The following is an 18,911-nucleotide window of genomic DNA, read 5'->3' on the forward strand; positions in this document are numbered from 1 at the left end:
TATGAAGAAAAACACGTTAAAATCACGTTAACCAAAGAAGAAATAGAAAGTGAATCTTTTAATTTTAATCTTAAAAATTTAAATCTATATGAAAAAAATTCTAAGCTTAGTAATGGTATCTGTCCTAGGCGGTGCTATTACTTTAGGAACATACAAACTGTTTTTGGAAGAGGAAAATCAACAAATGATCTCCTCGACCCCAACCCAACAAACAGCAACTACCTTTGTTAATCATTCCGATTACGGAAAAAAATTTAACAGTGCAGATGTAGACTTTACGGAAGCTGCTGATAAAACAGTACATGCCGTTGTACACGTTAAAAATGTTGCTATAGGACGCTCTCCTAGTAGTATTGCAGAATATATGGAGTACATGCGAACAGGAAGAGCAAGCGGACAAACACAACGCGCTATACAAGGGGCAGGATCTGGAGTCATTATTACTGAAGACGGCTATATTGTAACCAACAACCATGTGATTAAAGGAGCTTCAGAAATTGAAGTAACGCTTAATAATAACCTAACTTATAAAGCTGAGGTGATAGGTACCGATGAAAGTGCAGATATTGCTCTAATAAAAATTAATGAAGATGGTTTAGATTACCTCCCATTTGGTGATAGTAATTATGTTAAAACAGGAGAATGGGTACTTGCGGTAGGTAATCCTTTTAATTTAACTTCTACAGTAACTGCTGGTATTGTTAGTGCTAAAGGAAGAGACCTTAATCAAGGAGACCAACGTATGCAATCTTTTATACAAACCGATGCTGCTATTAACCCAGGAAACAGCGGTGGAGCTTTAGTAAATATTAATGGTGAACTTATCGGAATTAATACTGCAATCACTTCTCAAACTGGAAGTTATATTGGTTATGGTTTTGCCGTACCTAGCAACAATGCAAGAAAAATTATTGAAGATCTCCTAGAGTTTGGGGATGTACAACAAGCTATTTTGGGGATTACAGGAGGAACCTTAAATCCTGAAGCTGCCAAACAAAATAATCTAAGTATTTCTCAAGGAGTTTATATAAGCTCTACCGATGACGGTGCGAAAAAAGCAGGACTTAAAGAAGGGGATTTGATAACAAATATAGACGGAATTAGAGTGAGGAAGTTAGAAGACCTTACTTCTTACATACAAACTAAACGTCCTAATGATGAAGTACAAATTAATTATTTACGCGATGGAAGTGAGAGAATCAGCAAGGTTAAATTAACGAAGTTTGAAACGTTTGCTATTGAAGCTGCGGGAATTGAAATTACAAATGCAGAAGATGCTTTTTTAGCTCAGTTTAATTCTAATACCGGAGTTAGAATCTATAGACCTTTATCTGATAAAATAGAAATTCCGGTTAACGAATTTATCATTACAAAAATAAATGATCAAATAGTTAATAATGTTGATGATGTAAAGAAAGTTTTTAAAAACAAAACTAAAAATCAAGCGGTCAAACTAACCTTTAAAAACAAACGAGGTCACGAAGAGAGTTATATTTTTAGGTAATAAGTTAATTCCATCCACTAATAAAAAATCCTCTTATAGAATTCTGTAAGAGGATTTTCATTTTTTAAGGGATAAATATGTTTTAAATAATTATTTTTGCACGACCTTAAATCTTAACACAACAAATAATGAGTCAAAACGAAACTTACGAAAAAGAACTTGCTTTTCAAGCAGATAGAAGGAAAGCTACGGTAGAGTTTATTAAAACCGTAAATGATTTATGGTATGATAAAGCAATAGAGCTTGTTCTTTTTAAAAACCAATTAATAGATAAAAGTGTTAGTGAAATTCTTAACCTTCATGAATATGCAGGAGAATTTGTTCAAAAACCTATTTCTATCTTCGATTCTGTAGAAATTGCACAAGCAATTAAGACTATTGATCTTCCACCTGCAAAATTAGATATTGGAAAGTTAACTTACGAATATCAAAAAGAAGCTGAAAACTATAACAATGCTACAGCTTTTGTAAACGGAAAGTTAGGAGAAGCTAAAAACTATGAGAATATAGAACCTAAAGATGTGGTTTTATATGGTTTTGGTAGAATTGGTAGATTATTGGCTCGTGAGTTAATGTCTAAAACTGGTAAAGGAAGTCAGCTTCGTTTAAGAGCTATTGTAGTTAGAGGAAGTGTAGATGAAACTGTTTTAGAAAAAAGAGCTTCTCTTTTAAGAAGTGATTCTGTTCACGGAGATTTCTTAGGTACCGTTTCTTATAACGTAGAAAAAAGTGCCTTAATTATTAACGGAACCACGGTACATATTATTTCTGCTAACCAACCAGAAGATATTGATTATACAGCCTACGGAATTAACGACGCCCTTATTATTGACAACACTGGTGCATTTAGAGACGATGTGGCACTAAAAAGACACTTAACAAAAGGAGCTAGTAAAGTTTTATTGACTGCTCCAGGGAAAGGTGTTCCTAATATTGTACACGGAGTTAATCAAAAAGAGCATAACCCAGATGAAGTTTCCATCTTTTCCGCTGCTTCTTGTACTACAAATGCTATTACTCCAGTCCTAAAAGCCATTGAAGATTCATTAGGCGTAGAACACGGACATTTAGAAACTATCCATGCATATACTAATGACCAGAACTTGGTGGATAATATGCACAAAAAATATAGAAGAGGTCGTGCTGCCGCTCTAAATATGGTAATCACCGAAACTGGTGCTGGGAAAGCAGTGGCTAAAGCATTACCTGTTTTAGAAGGAAAACTAACTTCTAACGCAATTAGAGTCCCTGTTCCTAATGGATCTTTAGCGATTCTTAACTTAAACGTTAAAAAAGAAGTTACCTTAGAAGAACTAAATGACATTTTAAAGAAGTATGCCTTAGAAGGTGATTTAGTTGAACAAATAAAATACTCTGTAGATAATGAATTAGTATCATCAGATATTGTGGGATCTTCTGCTCCTTCAATCTACGACAGTAATGCTACTATAGTTACTGAAGATGGTAAAAATATTATCCTTTATATTTGGTATGATAACGAGTATGGTTACAGTCATCAAGTTATAAGACTAGCAAAATACATTGCTAAAGTAAGAAGATTTACTTACTACTAGTAGTTATAAAAAATTCTTCAAACCTACTGTTTTCGCAGTAGGTTTTTTAATTCTATAAAGCTACATTTAATTAGTATATTTGTCGCTTCAAAATTGTATCGCATATCATACAATAAGTAATTATTCTAAGACGTTGTGCTTACAAACTATAAAAACCTTGAAATGAAAAAATCGCTATCTAGCCTTATTCTTTTTTTATTCCTTTGCGGAAGTATTTTCGCGCAAGAAGAAGATTCTCAAAATATCGATAATTCAATTAACGCTCAATTTACAGAGCTTATTGAAGATGCCAATAATTATCAAGAATACAAAGTTGTTAAACACAACAAACTTCTTCAATTGCAAAAAAATACGGTTAACGAAATTGAAGGTCTTAATAAAACCATTCAATCTTCAAGCGACACCATACAAAACCAAAGAAAGGAAGTTGCTCAACTTCAGCAAAAGCTAAATCAGACTAAAGAAGATTTAGAAAATGTAACTCAAGAAAAAGATGACATTAGTTTTTTAGGTATGGCTACTAACAAAGGTACCTATCAAACTACCATGTGGGTTATTATTCTAGCTCTTGTCTTAATTCTACTCTTCTTTATTTATAAGTTTAAAAACAGTAATGTTCTTACCAAAGAAGCTAGAAAGAATTTAGCCGAAAATGAAGCTGAATTTGAAGAATATCGTAAAACTGCCTTAGAGAAGCAGCAAAAATTAGGAAGAATGCTTCAAGACGAAAAGAATAAACAAGCTAATAAAAGCTAAGAAATTAATCCTTACATATGCGTATTGATATCATCACGGTTGTACCCGATATTCTTAAAAGTCCGTTTGAAGCTTCTATCTTAAAACGTTCAATAGAAAAAGGACTTGTAGAGGTTCACCTACATAATTTGAGAGATTATGTAACCGATAATTACAAGCAAATTGATGATTATCAATTTGGCGGTGGCGCAGGAATGGTCATGATGATTGAGCCTATTGATAAATGCATTTCTGATTTAAAATCAAAACGAGACTATGACGAGGTCATTTATATGACTCCCGACGGAGAGACACTTAATCAAAGTATAGCCAATCAACTTTCTTTAAAAGGAAATATTATTATTCTTTGCGGACATTATAAAGGTGTTGATCAACGTGTACGAGATCATTTCATAACTAGAGAAATTTCTGTAGGAGATTATGTGCTTTCTGGAGGAGAATTAGGAGCGGCTATTTTATGTGATGCCGTAATTCGTCTCATCCCAGGAGTGTTAGGCAATGAAACTTCAGCCTTGACAGATTCTTTTCAGGACGATTTATTAGCCCCTCCTATTTACACCAGACCAGCAGACTATAAAGGATGGAAAGTACCTGAAATTTTAACCAGCGGAAATTTTCCTAAAATTGAAGCTTGGAGAGAAGAAAAAGCTTACCAAAGAACACAAGAAAAAAGACCAGACTTGTTAAAAGAATAAATTAATAAACTTGTTGGTTTAAAAATAAATATTATTTTTGCACTCGCTTCTAAATCAACCTCTGGCGAAAATCGCGAACGTTGTTTTAGTTTTACTTAAACACTATAGAAAATATGGAATCGTTAATTAAATTTGTACAAGACGAATTCGTTACAAAAAAAGAATTCCCAAAATTTGGTGCCGGAGATACAATTACTGTATACTACGAAATTAAAGAGGGTCAAAAAACTCGTACGCAGTTTTTTAGAGGAGTAGTAATTCAAATGAAAGGTACAGGATCATCTCAAACTTTCACGATTCGTAAGATGAGTGGAACTGTTGGTGTAGAGCGTATCTTCCCACTTAACTTACCTGCTCTTCAAAAAGTAGAGATCAATAAAAGAGGTAAAGTTCGTAGAGCTAGAATTTACTACTTTAGAGAACTTACTGGTAAAAAAGCAAGAATTAAAGAGCGTCGCTTAAAGCAATAAGCTTTTTAATCTTAATAAAAAAAGTCTTCCATAATGGGAGACTTTTTTTATTAACAATATTCTAATAGCATACCACTTTCACTAAGAGCGCTAATTCCTTATATTTGTGAAAAATTACATAAAAAGCAATTTTCAGCTTTTATCCATTACTAAAATTAACTTCTAATACAAACAAATAACCATGGCAGACCAACCCAAAATTATTTATACAAAAACTGATGAAGCTCCATTTTTAGCAACTCATTCTTTGTTACCAATCATAGAATCTTACACCAAATCTTCTGGAATTAACATTCAAACTAAAGACATTTCTTTAGCAGGAAGAATTTTAGCGGTTTTCCCTGAAGTACTTACTGAAGAACAAAAAGTTCCAGATGCTTTAGCTGAATTAGGTGAATTAGCAAAAACTCCAGAAGCTAACATCATCAAATTACCAAATATTAGTGCTTCTATTCCACAATTAAAGGAAGCTATTAAAGAATTACAATCTCAAGGGTATAATTTACCAGATTACCCAGCTGAAGCTTCAAATAAAGAAGAAGAAGTTATAAAGAAAAAATATGACAGTGTTAAAGGAAGTGCTGTCAACCCAGTATTAAGAGAAGGGAATTCAGATCGTAGAGCTCCAAAAGCGGTAAAAAACTACGCTAAGAAAAATCCTCACCGTATGGGAGAATGGAGTGCAGACTCAAAGTCTCACGTTGCCACTATGCAAAGCGGAGATTTTAAAGCTAATGAAAAATCGGTTACCATTAGTAAAGAAGGAGATGTAAAAATTCAGTTGGTTGGTACTGACGGAAACACTTCTGTATTAAAAGAAAAAACTCACGTACTAGCAGGAGAAGTAATAGACGGAACTTTTATGAGCAAGAAAGCACTTTTAAAGTTTTTAAAAGAGCAAATTGCAGAAGCTAAAGAACAAGGCGTACTTTTCTCTCTTCATATGAAAGCTACCATGATGAAGGTCTCTGATCCTATTATTTTTGGTCACGCGGTAGAAGCATTCTTCAGCGACGTTTTTGAAAAATATGCTACAGAATTAAAAGAAGCTGGAGCTGATGCTACTAGCGGACTGGGATCTGTATTAAATGCAATCAACAATCTTCCCGAAGACAAGAAAAAAGCAATTGAAACAGATATTCAGAGAGATTTAGAAAATGGTCCCGATATGGCTATGGTTAATTCTGACAAAGGAATTACCAACCTCCACGTACCAAGTGATGTAATTATTGATGCTTCTATGCCCGCGATGATTAGAACTTCTGGTCAAATGTGGAATAAAAACAACGAAACTCAAGACACAAAAGCAGTAATTCCTGATAGTAGTTACGCACCTTTATATGACGCAACGATTAAATTCTGTAAAAAGCATGGTGCTTTTGATCCTACCACTATGGGAACAGTTCCTAACGTTGGATTAATGGCTCAAAAAGCCGAAGAATATGGTTCTCATGATAAAACTTTTGAAATTCCTAGAGACGGGAAAGTTCAAGTAGTAGATACCGAGGGAACAGTACTTATAGAGCACACAGTTGAAACTGGAGATATCTGGAGAATGTGTCAAGTTAAAGATGCTCCAATCCAAGATTGGGTTAAGCTTGCTGTTAACCGAGCTAAAGATACCGGTTGGCCAGCTATTTTTTGGTTAGATCAAGAAAGAGCTCACGATGCTGAATTAATTAAAAAAGTAAACACCTACTTAAAAGATCACGATACTGAAGGTTTAGACATACAAATCATGTCTACTGCAGATGCTACCACTTATACTTTAGAAAGAGTTAAGGCTGGAGAAAATACAATATCAGTTACTGGTAATGTTTTACGTGATTATTTAACTGATCTTTTCCCTATTTTAGAATTAGGTACAAGTGCAAAAATGCTATCTATTGTTCCTCTAATGAATGGCGGAGGTTTATTTGAAACTGGAGCTGGAGGTTCTGCTCCCAAACACGTTGAACAATTTACAGAAGAAGGTCATTTACGTTGGGATTCTTTAGGTGAATTTTTAGCGCTTGCAGTTTCTTTAGAGCACTTAGGTAAAAAATACAATAACACTAAAGCATTAATTTTAGCAGATGCACTTGATGAAGCTACAGATAAGTTTTTAGACACCAATAAATCTCCATCTCGTAAAGTAAACGAATTAGATAATCGCGGTAGCCACTTTTATCTAGCGATGTACTGGGCAGAAGCTCTTGCTAATCAAGATAAAGACACAGATTTGAAAACTGAATTCTCTGAAATAGCCAAAGCTATGAAAGACAATGAAGAAAAGATTATATCTGAATTAAATGCAGCTCAAGGAAGCCCTGTAAATATTGAAGGATATTACAATCCTAATGAGACACTTGTTAATAAAGAAATGAGAGCTAGTGAAACTTTAAATAAGATTATCAATAAATAAGATTATCCTGTATTCTTAATAAAAAGTCCGCAATTAACATTGCGGGCTTTTTATTTTTAGACAGGCCGATAAAATATATTTAAATCAGGGAAACAGAAAAAGCCTTCAAATAAATTTGAAGGCTTTTTGTATATCAAAAAAAGTAAAGAATTACTTCTTAAACTTAGCGTATTTGTTTTTGAACTTGTCAATACGACCAGCTGAATCGATTAACTTCGTCTTACCAGTATAAAACGGGTGAGAAGTTCTAGAGATTTCTAACTTCACCAAAGGATATTCAGTTCCTTCTACGTCGATTGTTTCTTTTGTATTTACGGTAGACTTTGTTAAAAAAATCTCGTCGTTAGACATATCTTTAAAAGCTACAAGTCTATAATTTTCTGGATGGATTCCTTGTTTCATCTTCTTAATCTTTAAATCTTATGATTTTTTCGAGGTGCAAATTTAAACAATTCTTAGAATAAAACAATCTTTTTCTAAAAATTATTCCTACAAATATAAACTTTTCATCAAGACTATGTAACCTTTTTCTATATTTGTGTACTAACCAATCAGAAACTTAAAAGAACAATCATGGAAGCTAATAACACAGTTAAGCCTATTGCAAGTAATTTGGGAGTAGTACTAGGTATTTCTCTAACATTATTCATTATTCTTATTTACGCATTTAATTTAGAACTTATTACAGAATGGTATATTGGAATTATTGAATTTTTAATAATTGTAATTTTAGGCGGCTATGCCTGTTCTAAAGCTAAAAAACATTTTACAGAACCTTTTACATTTAAAAATAGCTTCAGTGCTTTCTTTATAACTATCGCCATAGGCCTAGCTATTTATTCGTTGGTAAATTATATTCTTTTTAATTTTGTAGATCCAGAAGCAGCTAATTACATTGTAGAAGTTTCTATTGAAAAAGTACGAGAAACTATGAGCAGTTTTGGGGGTACTGAAGAACAAATCAATCAAGTAGTTGCCGATATGCAAAATGAAAATCAATTTTCGCTTTCTAACCAAGCCATCGGTTTAGCTGTAAAACTTGTATTTTATTCGGTTATAGGTTTACTGGTTGCTCTTATTTTTAAAGAAAAATCTAATCAAGTAGCATAAAATATGCAAATTTCTATCGTTATTCCCCTTTTAAACGAGCAAGAATCTATTCCCGAGTTATACCGTTGGATTACTTCTGTAATGAAAACCAACCAATATAGTTATGAGGTAATTTTTATAGATGATGGCAGTAGCGATAGTTCGTGGCAAGAAATTCAGAATATAGTTGCCAAAGATGAGCATATAAAAGCCATACAGTTTTTAAAAAATTACGGTAAATCACAAGCTTTACACGCAGGTTTTGAAATGGTTCAAGGAGAAGTGGTCATTACCATGGATGCCGATTTACAAGACAACCCTGAAGAAATTCCAGAGTTGTTTGAGCTTATAAAAAATGAAAACTTCGATATTATCTCTGGCTGGAAAAAGAAACGTTATGACGACGTTTTAACTAAAAACATTCCATCTAAACTATTTAATGCTGCTGCCAGAAAAGTTTCAGGCGTTAAACTACACGATTTTAACTGTGGCTTAAAAGCTTATAAAAAAGAGGTTGTAAAAAATATCGATGTGTACGGGGAAATGCATCGGTATATTCCGCTTTTAGCGAAAAATGCAGGTTTCTCTAAAATTGATGAAAAAGTAGTTAAACACCAAGCTAGAAAATATGGCTCTACAAAATTCGGAGCCGAACGTTTTGTCCATGGTTTTCTAGATCTTATCTCTATTTGGTTTTTATCAAAATTTGGAAAAAGACCCATGCATTTATTTGGAGCTTGGGGAGTAATTATGTTTGCTATTGGCTTTATAACCGCTATTTGGGTAGGCGCATCTAAGCTTTATAAACTCTGGCATCATATTCCAGATATTTTAGTTACTCAAAATCCTTGGTTCTATATCGCGCTAACGGTGATGGTTTTAGGAACATTACTTTTTATTGCTGGATTTCTTGGAGAACTTATCTTACGAACACAAAAAAATCCACAACGTTACAAAATCAGTAAAATACTTAAATAAGTACTCGCTTCAGTAATATTCTTTACTTTTGCACTCTATAATTATCTAATCTTATGGAAGAAATACTATCTAAAGCCAAAAATTGGTTATCAGACACTTTTGATACCCACACAAGACAGCAAACTCAACATCTAATAGAAAATGATGCAACAGAATTAAAAGATAGCTTCTATAAAAACTTAGCTTTTGGTACAGGTGGCATGCGCGGTATAATGGGTGTAGGTACCAATAGGATTAACAAATACACCTTAGGAAAAAACACTCAAGGGATTTCTAGTTACCTTAAAAAACAATTCCCTAACGAACAACTACAAGTAGCGATTGCTTACGATTGTAGACACAATAGTAAAGAATTGGCACAAATCGTAGCAAATGTGTTTTCGGCTAACGGTATTAAAGTCTTTTTATTTTCAGACCTAAGACCTACACCAGAGCTTTCTTTTGCTGTAAAACATCTTAATTGCCAATGCGGTATTGTACTTACCGCTAGCCACAATCCGCCCGAGTATAATGGCTACAAAGTGTATTGGAAAGACGGCGGACAGCTAGTTCCTCCCCAGGACGGAGAAATTATTCAGGAGATTGAAAATTTAGAATATCAACACATAAATTTTGAAGCCAAAAAAGAACTCATTCAGTTTATTGATAAAGATGTAGATGAAGCATTTATTTCAGCATCGATAAAAAATGGTAGTTTTAACGCTTCCGCGGAAGCAAAATCGGCATTAAAAATTGTTTTCACTTCCCTTCACGGGACTTCTATAACCTTAATTCCAGAAGTATTAAAACGTGCAGGTTATACCAATGTAAAAGTAGTTGAAGAACAAGCCGAACCAAACGGAGACTTCCCAACGGTAAAATCTCCTAACCCTGAAGAGCCCGAAGCTTTAAAAATGGCCTTAGAGTTAGCCGATAAGGAACAAGCTGACATTGTTATTGGTACAGATCCCGACAGTGATAGATTAGGTATCGCTGTAAGAAACCAAGAAGGCAAAATGATTTTACTTAACGGAAATCAAGCGATGGTTTTAATGACCGATTTTCTATTAAAAGAACAAAAGAAGAAAGGTTTTAATGATGGAGATTTTATAGCTTCTACCATTGTTTCTACTCCAATGATGCTGCAACTTGCCCAACATTATGGCGTTGAATGTAAATTAGGATTAACTGGTTTTAAGTGGATTGCTAAAATGATAAAAGATTTCCCTAACCAAGATTTTATTGGCGGCGGGGAAGAGAGTTTTGGTTTTATGGTAGGCGATTTTGTACGAGATAAAGATGCGGTTACCTCTACCCTACTTATTTGTGAAATTGCAGCTGAAGCTAAAAGCAATAATAGCTCGGTTTATGAACAGCTGTTGCAATTATATAAAACACACGGTGTTTACCAAGAACGACTTATTTCTTTAGTTAAAAAAGGAATTGAAGGCGCTCAAGAAATTGAGGAAATGCTTAAAAAGCTTCGAGCAGAAACTCCTACTCATTTTGGTGAGGTTGCTGTAAAAAGAGTTGAAGATTATCAAATCTCTGAGGCGCAAGAATTACTAACCAATGAGAAAACAATCTTAGAGATTCCAAAATCTAACGTTCTTATTTATCACTTAGAAGACGGCACTCAGATTGCCGCTAGACCAAGTGGTACAGAACCTAAGATAAAATTTTATGTTAGCGCAAACGCTAAATTAGAAGATCTACAAGATTACGATAAGGTGAAAAGCGAGTTAGATCAAAAAATAGATGCCGCTTTATCTTATTTCAATTTTTAACAAAATTATTTAATGAGTTATTTTAAAAAAGTACTTCAGTTTGCCAAGCCCTACAAGCGCTACGCTATCCTGAATATTATTTGTAATATTTTTTACGCTCTTTTTAGCACCTTATCATTTTTGGCATTTATCCCAATGTTACAAGTACTTTTTCAAGAAGAAGATCCTATTCTTGAAAAACCTGTTTGGGATGGAAACATAGCAGGAATGAAAAGTTTTGCTGGAGATTATGCCAATTTTTTCTTAAACCAAAGAGTCGAAGAACACGGACAAATATCTGCACTAATCAGTATCTGTATTTTAGTCATTATCCTTTTCTTTTTAAAGAACTTTTTCAACTATATGGCAATGTTTTTTATTGCATCTTTGAGAAATGGAATGCTAAAAGACATAAGAAATAAGATTTATGAAAAAATAACAGAGCTTCCTATTTCTTTCTTTTCTGAAAAGAAAAAAGGAGATGTCATTTCAAGAATTACAAGTGATGTGCAAGAAATACAATCTTCTTTTTTAAGTATGTTAGAAATGTTTATTAAAGAACCCCTAACACTCATTTTTACGCTTATTTTTATGCTATTAATCAGCGTTAAGCTTACCATTTTTGTGTTGGTGTTTTTACCGTTATCTGGACTTTTAATCTCTAGTATCGGGAAAAAATTAAAATCTAAATCGAATAAAGCTCAGCAAGAAAATGCTAATTTTCTTTCTATTGTAGAAGAAACTCTATCTAGTTTAAAGATTATTAAGGGGTTTAATGCAGAGAGAAAGTTTAGAAATAAATTTGAAGAAAGTACAGGAAGGTTAAACATCATACTAAACTCTTTATTACATCGTCAAAATTTAGCTTCACCTATGAGTGAATTTTTAGGTGTTTTAGTGATTACTATTATTTTATGGTTCGGAGGGAACATGGTTTTAATTGATGAAACTATGGACGCTTCAACATTTATAGGATTCTTAGTTCTAACCTACAATATTTTAACTCCAGCGAAAGCAATTTCAAAAGCTACTTATAGTATACAAAAAGGAAATGCTAGTGCAGAACGTATTCATCATATCATAGAAACAGAAACTACTGTAAAAGAACACGTTCAAGCGATTAATAAAGAAGATTTTGAAAAAGAGATCACTATCAAGAATATCTCATTTGGTTATGAAGAAGAATATGTTCTTAAAGATTTTTCTTTAAATGTAAAAAAAGGAGAAACCGTTGCTTTAGTGGGACAATCTGGTAGTGGTAAATCTACTATTGCTAATTTAGTGACTCGTTTTTACGATGTAAATGAAGGAAGCATACAAGTGGACGGTGTAGACATAAAAGATCTTTCTAAAGCATCTCTACGTAACTTAACAGGCTTAGTTACTCAAGATTCTATCCTTTTTAATGATACTGTTAGAAACAATATTGCATTAGGTAAAGACAATGCCACCGAAGAAGAAATTATCGATGCATTAAAAATTGCCAATGCTTGGGAGTTTGTTTCAGAGTTGCCGAATGGTTTAGATACCAATGTGGGTGATGGCGGAGGAAAACTAAGTGGTGGACAGCAACAACGTCTATCAATCGCTCGAGCCGTACTTAAAAATCCGCCGATAATGATTTTGGACGAAGCAACTTCTGCCTTAGATACTGAAAGTGAGCAGTTGGTACAGAAAGCTTTAGAAAACATGATGAAGAATAGAACTTCTATTGTTATTGCTCACCGACTTTCTACCATTCAAAACGCAGATCATATTGTAGTAATGAGAAAAGGTAAAATCATAGAGCAAGGAAAACATCATGAACTTTTAGCACTCAATGGTGCGTATAAAGGTTTAGTTGATATGCAGTCTTTAGAATAAGTGACTTTATATGCTTACAGATAAAGAGAAAGAAATTGTAAAAAAACTGAAGGAGAATAAAAATCCTGACGCTGCTTTTCAAGAACTTGTAAATTTATACAAGGAGCCTCTTTATTGGCATATTAGAAATATGCTAAAAGACCATGAAGATACTCACGACGTACTTCAAAATACATTTATAAAGGTCTTTAAATATATTAAAAACTTTAAAGAAGAAAGTAAATTATACAGTTGGATGTATCGTATTGCTACCAATGAATCTATTACCTTCTTAAATAAAAAAGCTAAAAAGCTAAATATTTCTAATCAAGAATTACAAGATCACCTTCTCAACAATTTAGAAAGCGATACCTATTTTGAAGGTAATAAAATACAGCTCGCTCTGCAAAAAGCTATTGCTCAACTACCAGAAAAGCAAAAGCAAGTCTTTAATATGAAGTATTTTCAAGATTTGAAATATAAAGAGATTGCAGAGATTCTAGAGATAAGTGAAGGTGCTTTAAAATCTAATTATCATCATGCTGTAAAAAAAATTAAAAATTTTTTAGATCAAGATCAAACCTTAATAGATTAAAAGAGTCTAAATTAGAGAATGAGCAAAAAGAAGCACATATTAAAACATAAAACAGGATTTAAAACTCCAGAAAATTACTTTGAAGATTTTCAAGTGAATATGCCCTCATTCAGTGAAGAGATAGAGATTGAAAACAAAAGTATAGATTCAGGGTTTAAAGTTCCGCAAAATTATTTTGAAAACTTTAAAGTAGAATTACCTCAAGAAAACAAGAAAGGAAAAGTTATTTTGTTATTTAGCGTTAAGACTATTTCTAAAGTATCAGCCATTGCTGCCATTTTCCTTATCGGATTTTTTGTTTTTAAAAATCAATTCTCTTTCAATCAATTTTCAAACGAAGAAGATATAAATCCTATTGCTTTAGAAGAACAATTAGAGAAAGATTTTTTTAATATTGAATTTAGAGATTTTGAGGTCTCCCTTAACGGAAATAATACCGTAGATGAAAAAGAACTGAAAAGTATAGATGAAGATGCTATCTTAGATTACCTTTCAGAAAATGCAGAACTAATTACATTAATTGAAGAATGAAAAAAATAATATACATCGCATTTATTTTTCTTTTTTCGTCTCAGCTTATTTCAGCACAAGATAATGATGACGAAAAAATTAAAGCGCTTAAAATATCGCACATTACTAAGGCACTAGATCTTTCTCAAAAAGAAGCAGAGAGCTTTTGGCCTATTTACAATCAGTTTGAGGAAAAAACCGATAAGCTCTATGAAGCAAAATGGTGTGATGTAAAAAACGGAATTGATTTAATTGAAGAAATAGATGAAGCAACAGCTAAAACTTTAATTGAGCAATACGTAAGCCTTAAAAAAGAAAGTGCAGACCTTAAAGGAGAGTTTGTTGAAAAATTACATCAAGTAATATCTTATAAAAAAATATTGATGTTAAAAAAGGCAGAGAGGGATTTTCATAGAATTCTTCTAGAACAATATAAAAAGGATTAAAGATTCATAATTTTTGGTTAGTGTTAATTCGTTAATGGCTCAGGACTTCTTGTTTTGAGCCATTTTCTATAAAAACTAATTTTGCAATTCTCCCTTTTCCAGCGGCATAAGCGGTATAATCATTTAAAAAGCTTATCGTATAAAATGGTTCTTCGCTTAATTGCTTCCAGCTTCTACCATAATCTGAAGAATAAGATATTCCCGTAAATCCTACAGCAACAATCTCTCTGGCGTTACTATTAGGAACAAACTTAATGCAGCTTTTATAACCTGGTTTTTCACCTTCAGCAATTATTTTCCAAGTTTTTCCTCCGTCCTTAGTAATAGCTTTATTTTGTTGTTTGCCATCTGGGTTAGTATAATCGCCACCTATAACAATACCTGTACTTTCATTGTAAAAATCAATACTATAAATTCCTGTTGTTGATTTGCCTGAAATTATTGGAGTTTCATACACTTCCCACGACTCTCCCATATTTTCAGAAAAATAGATTCGAGAGGTTTTACCTCCAGTTGCTATCCAAACTTTATCCTCTACAATAGAAATATTAGTATTGCTTGCTGCAAAAGCTGCTTCTCCTTCAATTATTGAAGGTAATTTTTCACAAGGCACTTTTTCCCAGTTCTCCCCACCATCTTTCGTTATTAAAATTGAAATACAATCCTTAGTGGGATCTCCCATTGCTATTCCGTTAAGGTCGTCATAAAAAGCCATGGCATCATAAAATACTTTCTCCCCTTCCTCTTTATAACTCAGCTTACGTTTCCCAAAATAATTTACTTTATACAATAAGGCGGGATTTCCGGCAGACAGTATATAATCTGCTTCTTTAGTTCTTGAAATAGCCCTAAACTCTAAGTCTTTGGCTTCTTGAACTTGACCAATATATGCCACCGAATTATCTGCAGTATTTAAATAACCGAATTCACCTCCAGAAGCCCCATAGAAAATATGATTTTCACATACGTGTAAAGCTCTAATACTCTCTGGTCTTTTTATAATGGTTTCTATTTTTACAGCATTAAAATCTTTTAAAGAGTTATCGTTTTGCGATACATTAACGCATCCCCAAAAAAGAAATAAAAACAAAATAGAAATTAGGTACTTCATGAAATAGATTTAAATTCAAATATAACATTAATCCCCCATAAAATTCACTAACTTTGCGCGCTAAATTTTTTATACATGCGTTTACACAGAAATCTTGTCTTTGCGGTAGTTGATACATTAAACTATATATTTAATGAAGGAAAATATGCCGATAAAGAAATATCAAAAGCTTTAAAAAGAGATAAACGCTGGGGTGCTAGAGATCGTGGTTTTATTGCTGAAACAGTCTACGACATTGTACGCTGGAAAAGACTTTATGCTGAAATAGCCGAAGTAAAAGAACCTTTTTCTAGAGCTAACTTGTTTAGACTCTTTGCTGTTTGGGCTACACTTAAAGGAATTCAGCTTCCAGATTGGAAACAATTAGAAGAAACTCCTACTCGAAGAATTAAAGGAAGATTTGATGAACTTTCTAAAATAAGAAAATACAGAGAATCTATTCCAGATTGGATGGATGAGCTCGGAGTTCAAGAATTAGGTGAACAAAAATGGACCAAAGAGATTGCTGCTTTAAATCATACTGCTCCTGTAGTTTTAAGAGCTAACACTTTAAAAACAACACCTAAAAAATTAATAGATAGCTTATTTTCTGAAACTGTTGAAACTCATTCCTTAAAAAAATATCCTTCTGCGATTCAATTAGATGAGCGTGCAAATGTATTTTCAACCACTACATTTAAAGATGGATTATTTGAAGTACAAGATGCATCTTCTCAATTAGTAGCACCATTTTTAAAAGTAGAACCAGGAATGCGAGTGGTAGATACTTGTGCTGGTGCTGGAGGAAAATCTTTGCATTTAGCTTCCTTAATGGAAAATAAAGGAGCAATTATTGCTTTAGATATTTACGGAAATAAACTAAAAGAACTAAAACGAAGAGCTAAACGTGCTGGAGCTCACAATATTGAAACACGGGAGATAGACAGCACGAAAGTGATTAAAAAATTATATAACTCTGCCGACAGAGTTCTTATCGATGCTCCATGTAGCGGATTAGGGGTTTTAAGTAGAAATCCAGATGCTAAATGGAAGCTTCAACCAGAATTTTTAGATAAGATTAGACATACGCAGCAAGAAATTTTAAATCAATATTCTAAAATTTTAAAGAAAGGTGGTAAAATGGTATACGCCACTTGTTCTATTCTACCATCAGAGAATCAAAATCAAGTAAAAAACTTTTTAGCTTCAGAAGCTGGACAAGAATTTTCACTTGAAGATGAAAAAATAATCTTAAGCCACGAATCTGGCTACGATGGTTTTTATATGGCACGATTAATTAAAAATTAAAATAAGAAATGAAAAAAATTACTTTATTAGGTTGTCTACTTGCAACTCTATTTACTTTCGCACAAGTCCCTGCTGGTTATTATAATAGTGCGCAAGGTTTAAGTGGTTACACTTTAAAGTCAGAATTAAGAGACATCATTACCAGTGGTCACAACTCTCAAAGTTATGGTGATTTATGGACGGGATACAGCACTTCAGATAGAGATAATTATTATGAAAATGATGGTACTATTTTAGATATTTACTCTGAAAACCCATCAGGAGCAGACTCTTACAATTTTACTCTAGGATCTGATCAATGTGGTAGTTATTCTGGAGAAGGATCTTGTTATAACCGTGAGCATTTAATGCCTCAAAGCTGGTTTAACTCTGCTTCTCCTATGAAATCTGATATTCACCACGTGTACCCTACAGATGGTTATGTAAACGGACAAAGAGGACACCTTCCTTTTGGTGAAGTAAATAGTGCTTCTTATACGTCTAACAACGGATCTAAAAAAGGAAGTAATGTATATTCTCATCCAAATGCTTATAACGGGACTGTTTTTGAACCTATAGATGAGTTTAAAGGTGATGTTGCTAGAGTTTATTTTTACATGGCTACAAGATACCAAAATCAAATTGGTGGATGGGAGTCTGTAAACGATGGAAGTCAAAATACATTAGATGGAAGTTCAGATCAAGTATTTGAAGACTGGATGCTAGAAATGCTTATCCAGTGGCACAATAACGATCCTGTTTCTCAAAAAGAGCTAGACCGTAACAATGCTGCATATAATTTTCAAGGAAACAGAAATCCATATATTGACAATCCATCTTGGGTTGCTGTAGTTTGGGATCCTAATCCAGACACTCAAGCTCCAACTGCACCAACAAATTTAGCTGCAACCAATACCACTTTTTCTTCTGTAGATTTAAACTGGAATGCTGCTACAGATGATGTAGGTGTGGTTTCTTACGAAGTAGAACAAGACGGCGTAGTGGTTAAAAACGTAACTACCCTACAAACTACTATTACAGGATTATCACCACAAACCAATTACTCTTTCGCTGTAAAAGCATTAGATGCTTACGGAAACATATCAGCGTTAAGCAATATGGTGAATATTACAACACTAGATGCTCCAACCATTATTTTTAGTGAAGATTTTGAAGGGTGTAACTCTACTCAGTTTAATGCTATTTCAGAATTAAGTGATTTAGATTGGGAGTGTTCAACTCAATACGGAGAAAATAATACAGCAAGTTTTCAAATGAATGGTTATTCTCAAGGGCAAGTTCCGAGCACAGATTGGCTTATCACCTACACCGCTATAGATTTTGATTTGTATCAAGACGAAAAATTGAGATTCTTTACTGCAGCTGCATATGGAGACTCAGAGCTTCAACTTTTATATTCAACTGATTATGACGGAAGTGCAACTCCTTCTAATTTTACGTGGCAACCTGTTCCTAATGTAAATATCGCTTTACATTCTGATGGATCTAGTACAATTGAAGAAAACATTTATTCTAATATTAATATTAGCTCTATTTCTGGTTCTGCTTATATAGCCTTTAAATATGATACTTCTAATGGTGATGATGCTACTCGATGGACAGTAGATAGTTTCGAAATTACTGGAGAAGACAATTTGAGGGTTAACACAAAAGAATTAGATTTTAGTTTTTATCCTAACCCAGTTAAAGGAAATAACCTAAATGTTCAAATGAATAATAATGTTGATTTTTCTTATGAAATCTATGACCTTAACGGAAGATTGATTCAGCAAGCTCAACAAGTTTCTACTTCTAATATTAATGTGAGTAGCATTAGCAATGGCTTATACTTATTAAAGCTTACTGCGGAAGGAAAAACAGCTACAAAAAAATTAGTGATCAATCATTAATTTCTAAATAGACTAC

General features: G+C 33.2%; 17 protein-coding genes. 15 read left to right on the plus strand and 2 right to left on the minus strand.

From position 1 onward, the window contains the following. The first annotated feature begins 88 nt into the window (after positions 1-88). The 6 genes from FT986_RS00320 (at position 89) to FT986_RS00345 (ending at position 7,403) form a co-directional block, all read left to right on the plus strand. On the plus strand, positions 89-1,504 hold the full coding sequence (locus FT986_RS00320) for a S1C family serine protease (protein WP_147863306.1): 1,416 nt from the start codon (positions 89-91) through the stop codon (positions 1,502-1,504). Positions 1,505-1,632: 128 nt separating this feature from the next. Next, positions 1,633-3,078 carry a glyceraldehyde-3-phosphate dehydrogenase gene (locus FT986_RS00325; protein ID WP_111541199.1) on the plus strand — a complete coding sequence of 482 codons (1,446 nt, stop codon included), beginning with the start codon at positions 1,633-1,635 and terminating at the stop codon, positions 3,076-3,078. 162 nt (positions 3,079-3,240) lie between these two features. Further along, positions 3,241-3,834 carry a hypothetical protein gene (locus tag FT986_RS00330; RefSeq protein ID WP_147863307.1) on the plus strand — a complete coding sequence of 198 codons (594 nt, stop codon included), beginning with the start codon at positions 3,241-3,243 and terminating at the stop codon, positions 3,832-3,834. A gap of 17 nt (positions 3,835-3,851) precedes the next feature. Next, a complete protein-coding gene (trmD, locus tag FT986_RS00335; RefSeq protein WP_147863308.1) occupies positions 3,852-4,529 on the plus strand; it encodes a tRNA (guanosine(37)-N1)-methyltransferase TrmD in 678 nt (225 codons plus the stop codon). Between the two features lie 113 nt (positions 4,530-4,642). Then, positions 4,643-4,999 (plus strand): 50S ribosomal protein L19, encoded by a 357-nt coding sequence (gene rplS / locus FT986_RS00340; protein ID WP_111541196.1) that lies wholly within the window; start codon positions 4,643-4,645, stop codon positions 4,997-4,999. Between the two features lie 181 nt (positions 5,000-5,180). Continuing rightward, the gene (locus FT986_RS00345) at positions 5,181-7,403 is read left to right on the plus strand and encodes an NADP-dependent isocitrate dehydrogenase (RefSeq protein WP_147863309.1); all 2,223 of its coding nucleotides are present in this window, start codon (positions 5,181-5,183) and stop codon (positions 7,401-7,403) included. A 150-nt stretch (positions 7,404-7,553) separates the two neighbouring features. Here the strand turns inward: FT986_RS00345 and FT986_RS00350 are convergent, their stop codons facing one another. Further along, complete coding sequence (locus FT986_RS00350) at positions 7,554-7,805, minus strand: type B 50S ribosomal protein L31 (protein ID WP_111541194.1); 252 nt, start codon at positions 7,803-7,805, stop codon at positions 7,554-7,556. 171 nt (positions 7,806-7,976) lie between these two features. Between FT986_RS00350 and FT986_RS00355 the strand changes: the two genes are divergently transcribed. From FT986_RS00355 to FT986_RS00385, 7 genes are read left to right on the plus strand one after another with little or no spacing between them, the layout of a single operon-like run. Further along, positions 7,977-8,513: a DUF4199 domain-containing protein gene (locus FT986_RS00355; RefSeq protein ID WP_147863310.1), complete on the plus strand. Its 537-nt coding sequence runs from the start codon at positions 7,977-7,979 to the stop codon at positions 8,511-8,513. Between the two features lie 3 nt (positions 8,514-8,516). Beyond that, complete coding sequence (locus tag FT986_RS00360) at positions 8,517-9,470, plus strand: glycosyltransferase family 2 protein (protein ID WP_147863311.1); 954 nt, start codon at positions 8,517-8,519, stop codon at positions 9,468-9,470. Positions 9,471-9,523: 53 nt separating this feature from the next. Then, on the plus strand, positions 9,524-11,236 hold the full coding sequence (locus tag FT986_RS00365) for a phospho-sugar mutase (protein ID WP_147863312.1): 1,713 nt from the start codon (positions 9,524-9,526) through the stop codon (positions 11,234-11,236). Between the two features lie 12 nt (positions 11,237-11,248). Beyond that, on the plus strand, positions 11,249-13,078 hold the full coding sequence (locus FT986_RS00370) for an ABC transporter ATP-binding protein (protein WP_147863313.1): 1,830 nt from the start codon (positions 11,249-11,251) through the stop codon (positions 13,076-13,078). Positions 13,079-13,088: 10 nt separating this feature from the next. Further along, the gene (locus tag FT986_RS00375; protein ID WP_147863314.1) at positions 13,089-13,652 is read left to right on the plus strand and encodes an RNA polymerase sigma factor; all 564 of its coding nucleotides are present in this window, start codon (positions 13,089-13,091) and stop codon (positions 13,650-13,652) included. Between the two features lie 18 nt (positions 13,653-13,670). Then, positions 13,671-14,183, plus strand: coding sequence for a hypothetical protein (locus tag FT986_RS00380; protein ID WP_147863315.1), 513 nt, complete (start codon positions 13,671-13,673; stop codon positions 14,181-14,183). Next, positions 14,180-14,608: a hypothetical protein gene (locus FT986_RS00385; protein ID WP_111541187.1), complete on the plus strand. Its 429-nt coding sequence runs from the start codon at positions 14,180-14,182 to the stop codon at positions 14,606-14,608. The genes FT986_RS00380 and FT986_RS00385 overlap by 4 nt, the downstream gene beginning before the upstream one ends. Before the next feature lie 31 nt (positions 14,609-14,639). Here the strand turns inward: FT986_RS00385 and FT986_RS00390 are convergent, their stop codons facing one another. Next, on the minus strand, positions 14,640-15,719 hold the full coding sequence (locus tag FT986_RS00390) for an oxidoreductase (protein WP_147863316.1): 1,080 nt from the start codon (positions 15,717-15,719) through the stop codon (positions 14,640-14,642). A 75-nt stretch (positions 15,720-15,794) separates the two neighbouring features. On the opposite strand from FT986_RS00390, the gene FT986_RS00395 reads away from it, so the two are divergent. Together FT986_RS00395 and FT986_RS15825 are read left to right on the plus strand one after the other, a co-directional pair. Then, positions 15,795-17,006, plus strand: coding sequence for an RsmB/NOP family class I SAM-dependent RNA methyltransferase (locus tag FT986_RS00395; RefSeq protein WP_147863317.1), 1,212 nt, complete (start codon positions 15,795-15,797; stop codon positions 17,004-17,006). An 8-nt stretch (positions 17,007-17,014) separates the two neighbouring features. Then, complete coding sequence (locus FT986_RS15825; RefSeq protein WP_187248542.1) at positions 17,015-18,895, plus strand: endonuclease; 1,881 nt, start codon at positions 17,015-17,017, stop codon at positions 18,893-18,895. Positions 18,896-18,911 lie beyond the last annotated feature (16 nt).

This window comes from Mesonia sp. K4-1 (assembly GCF_008017825.1).
In the GTDB taxonomy this organism is placed as follows: domain Bacteria; phylum Bacteroidota; class Bacteroidia; order Flavobacteriales; family Flavobacteriaceae; genus Mesonia.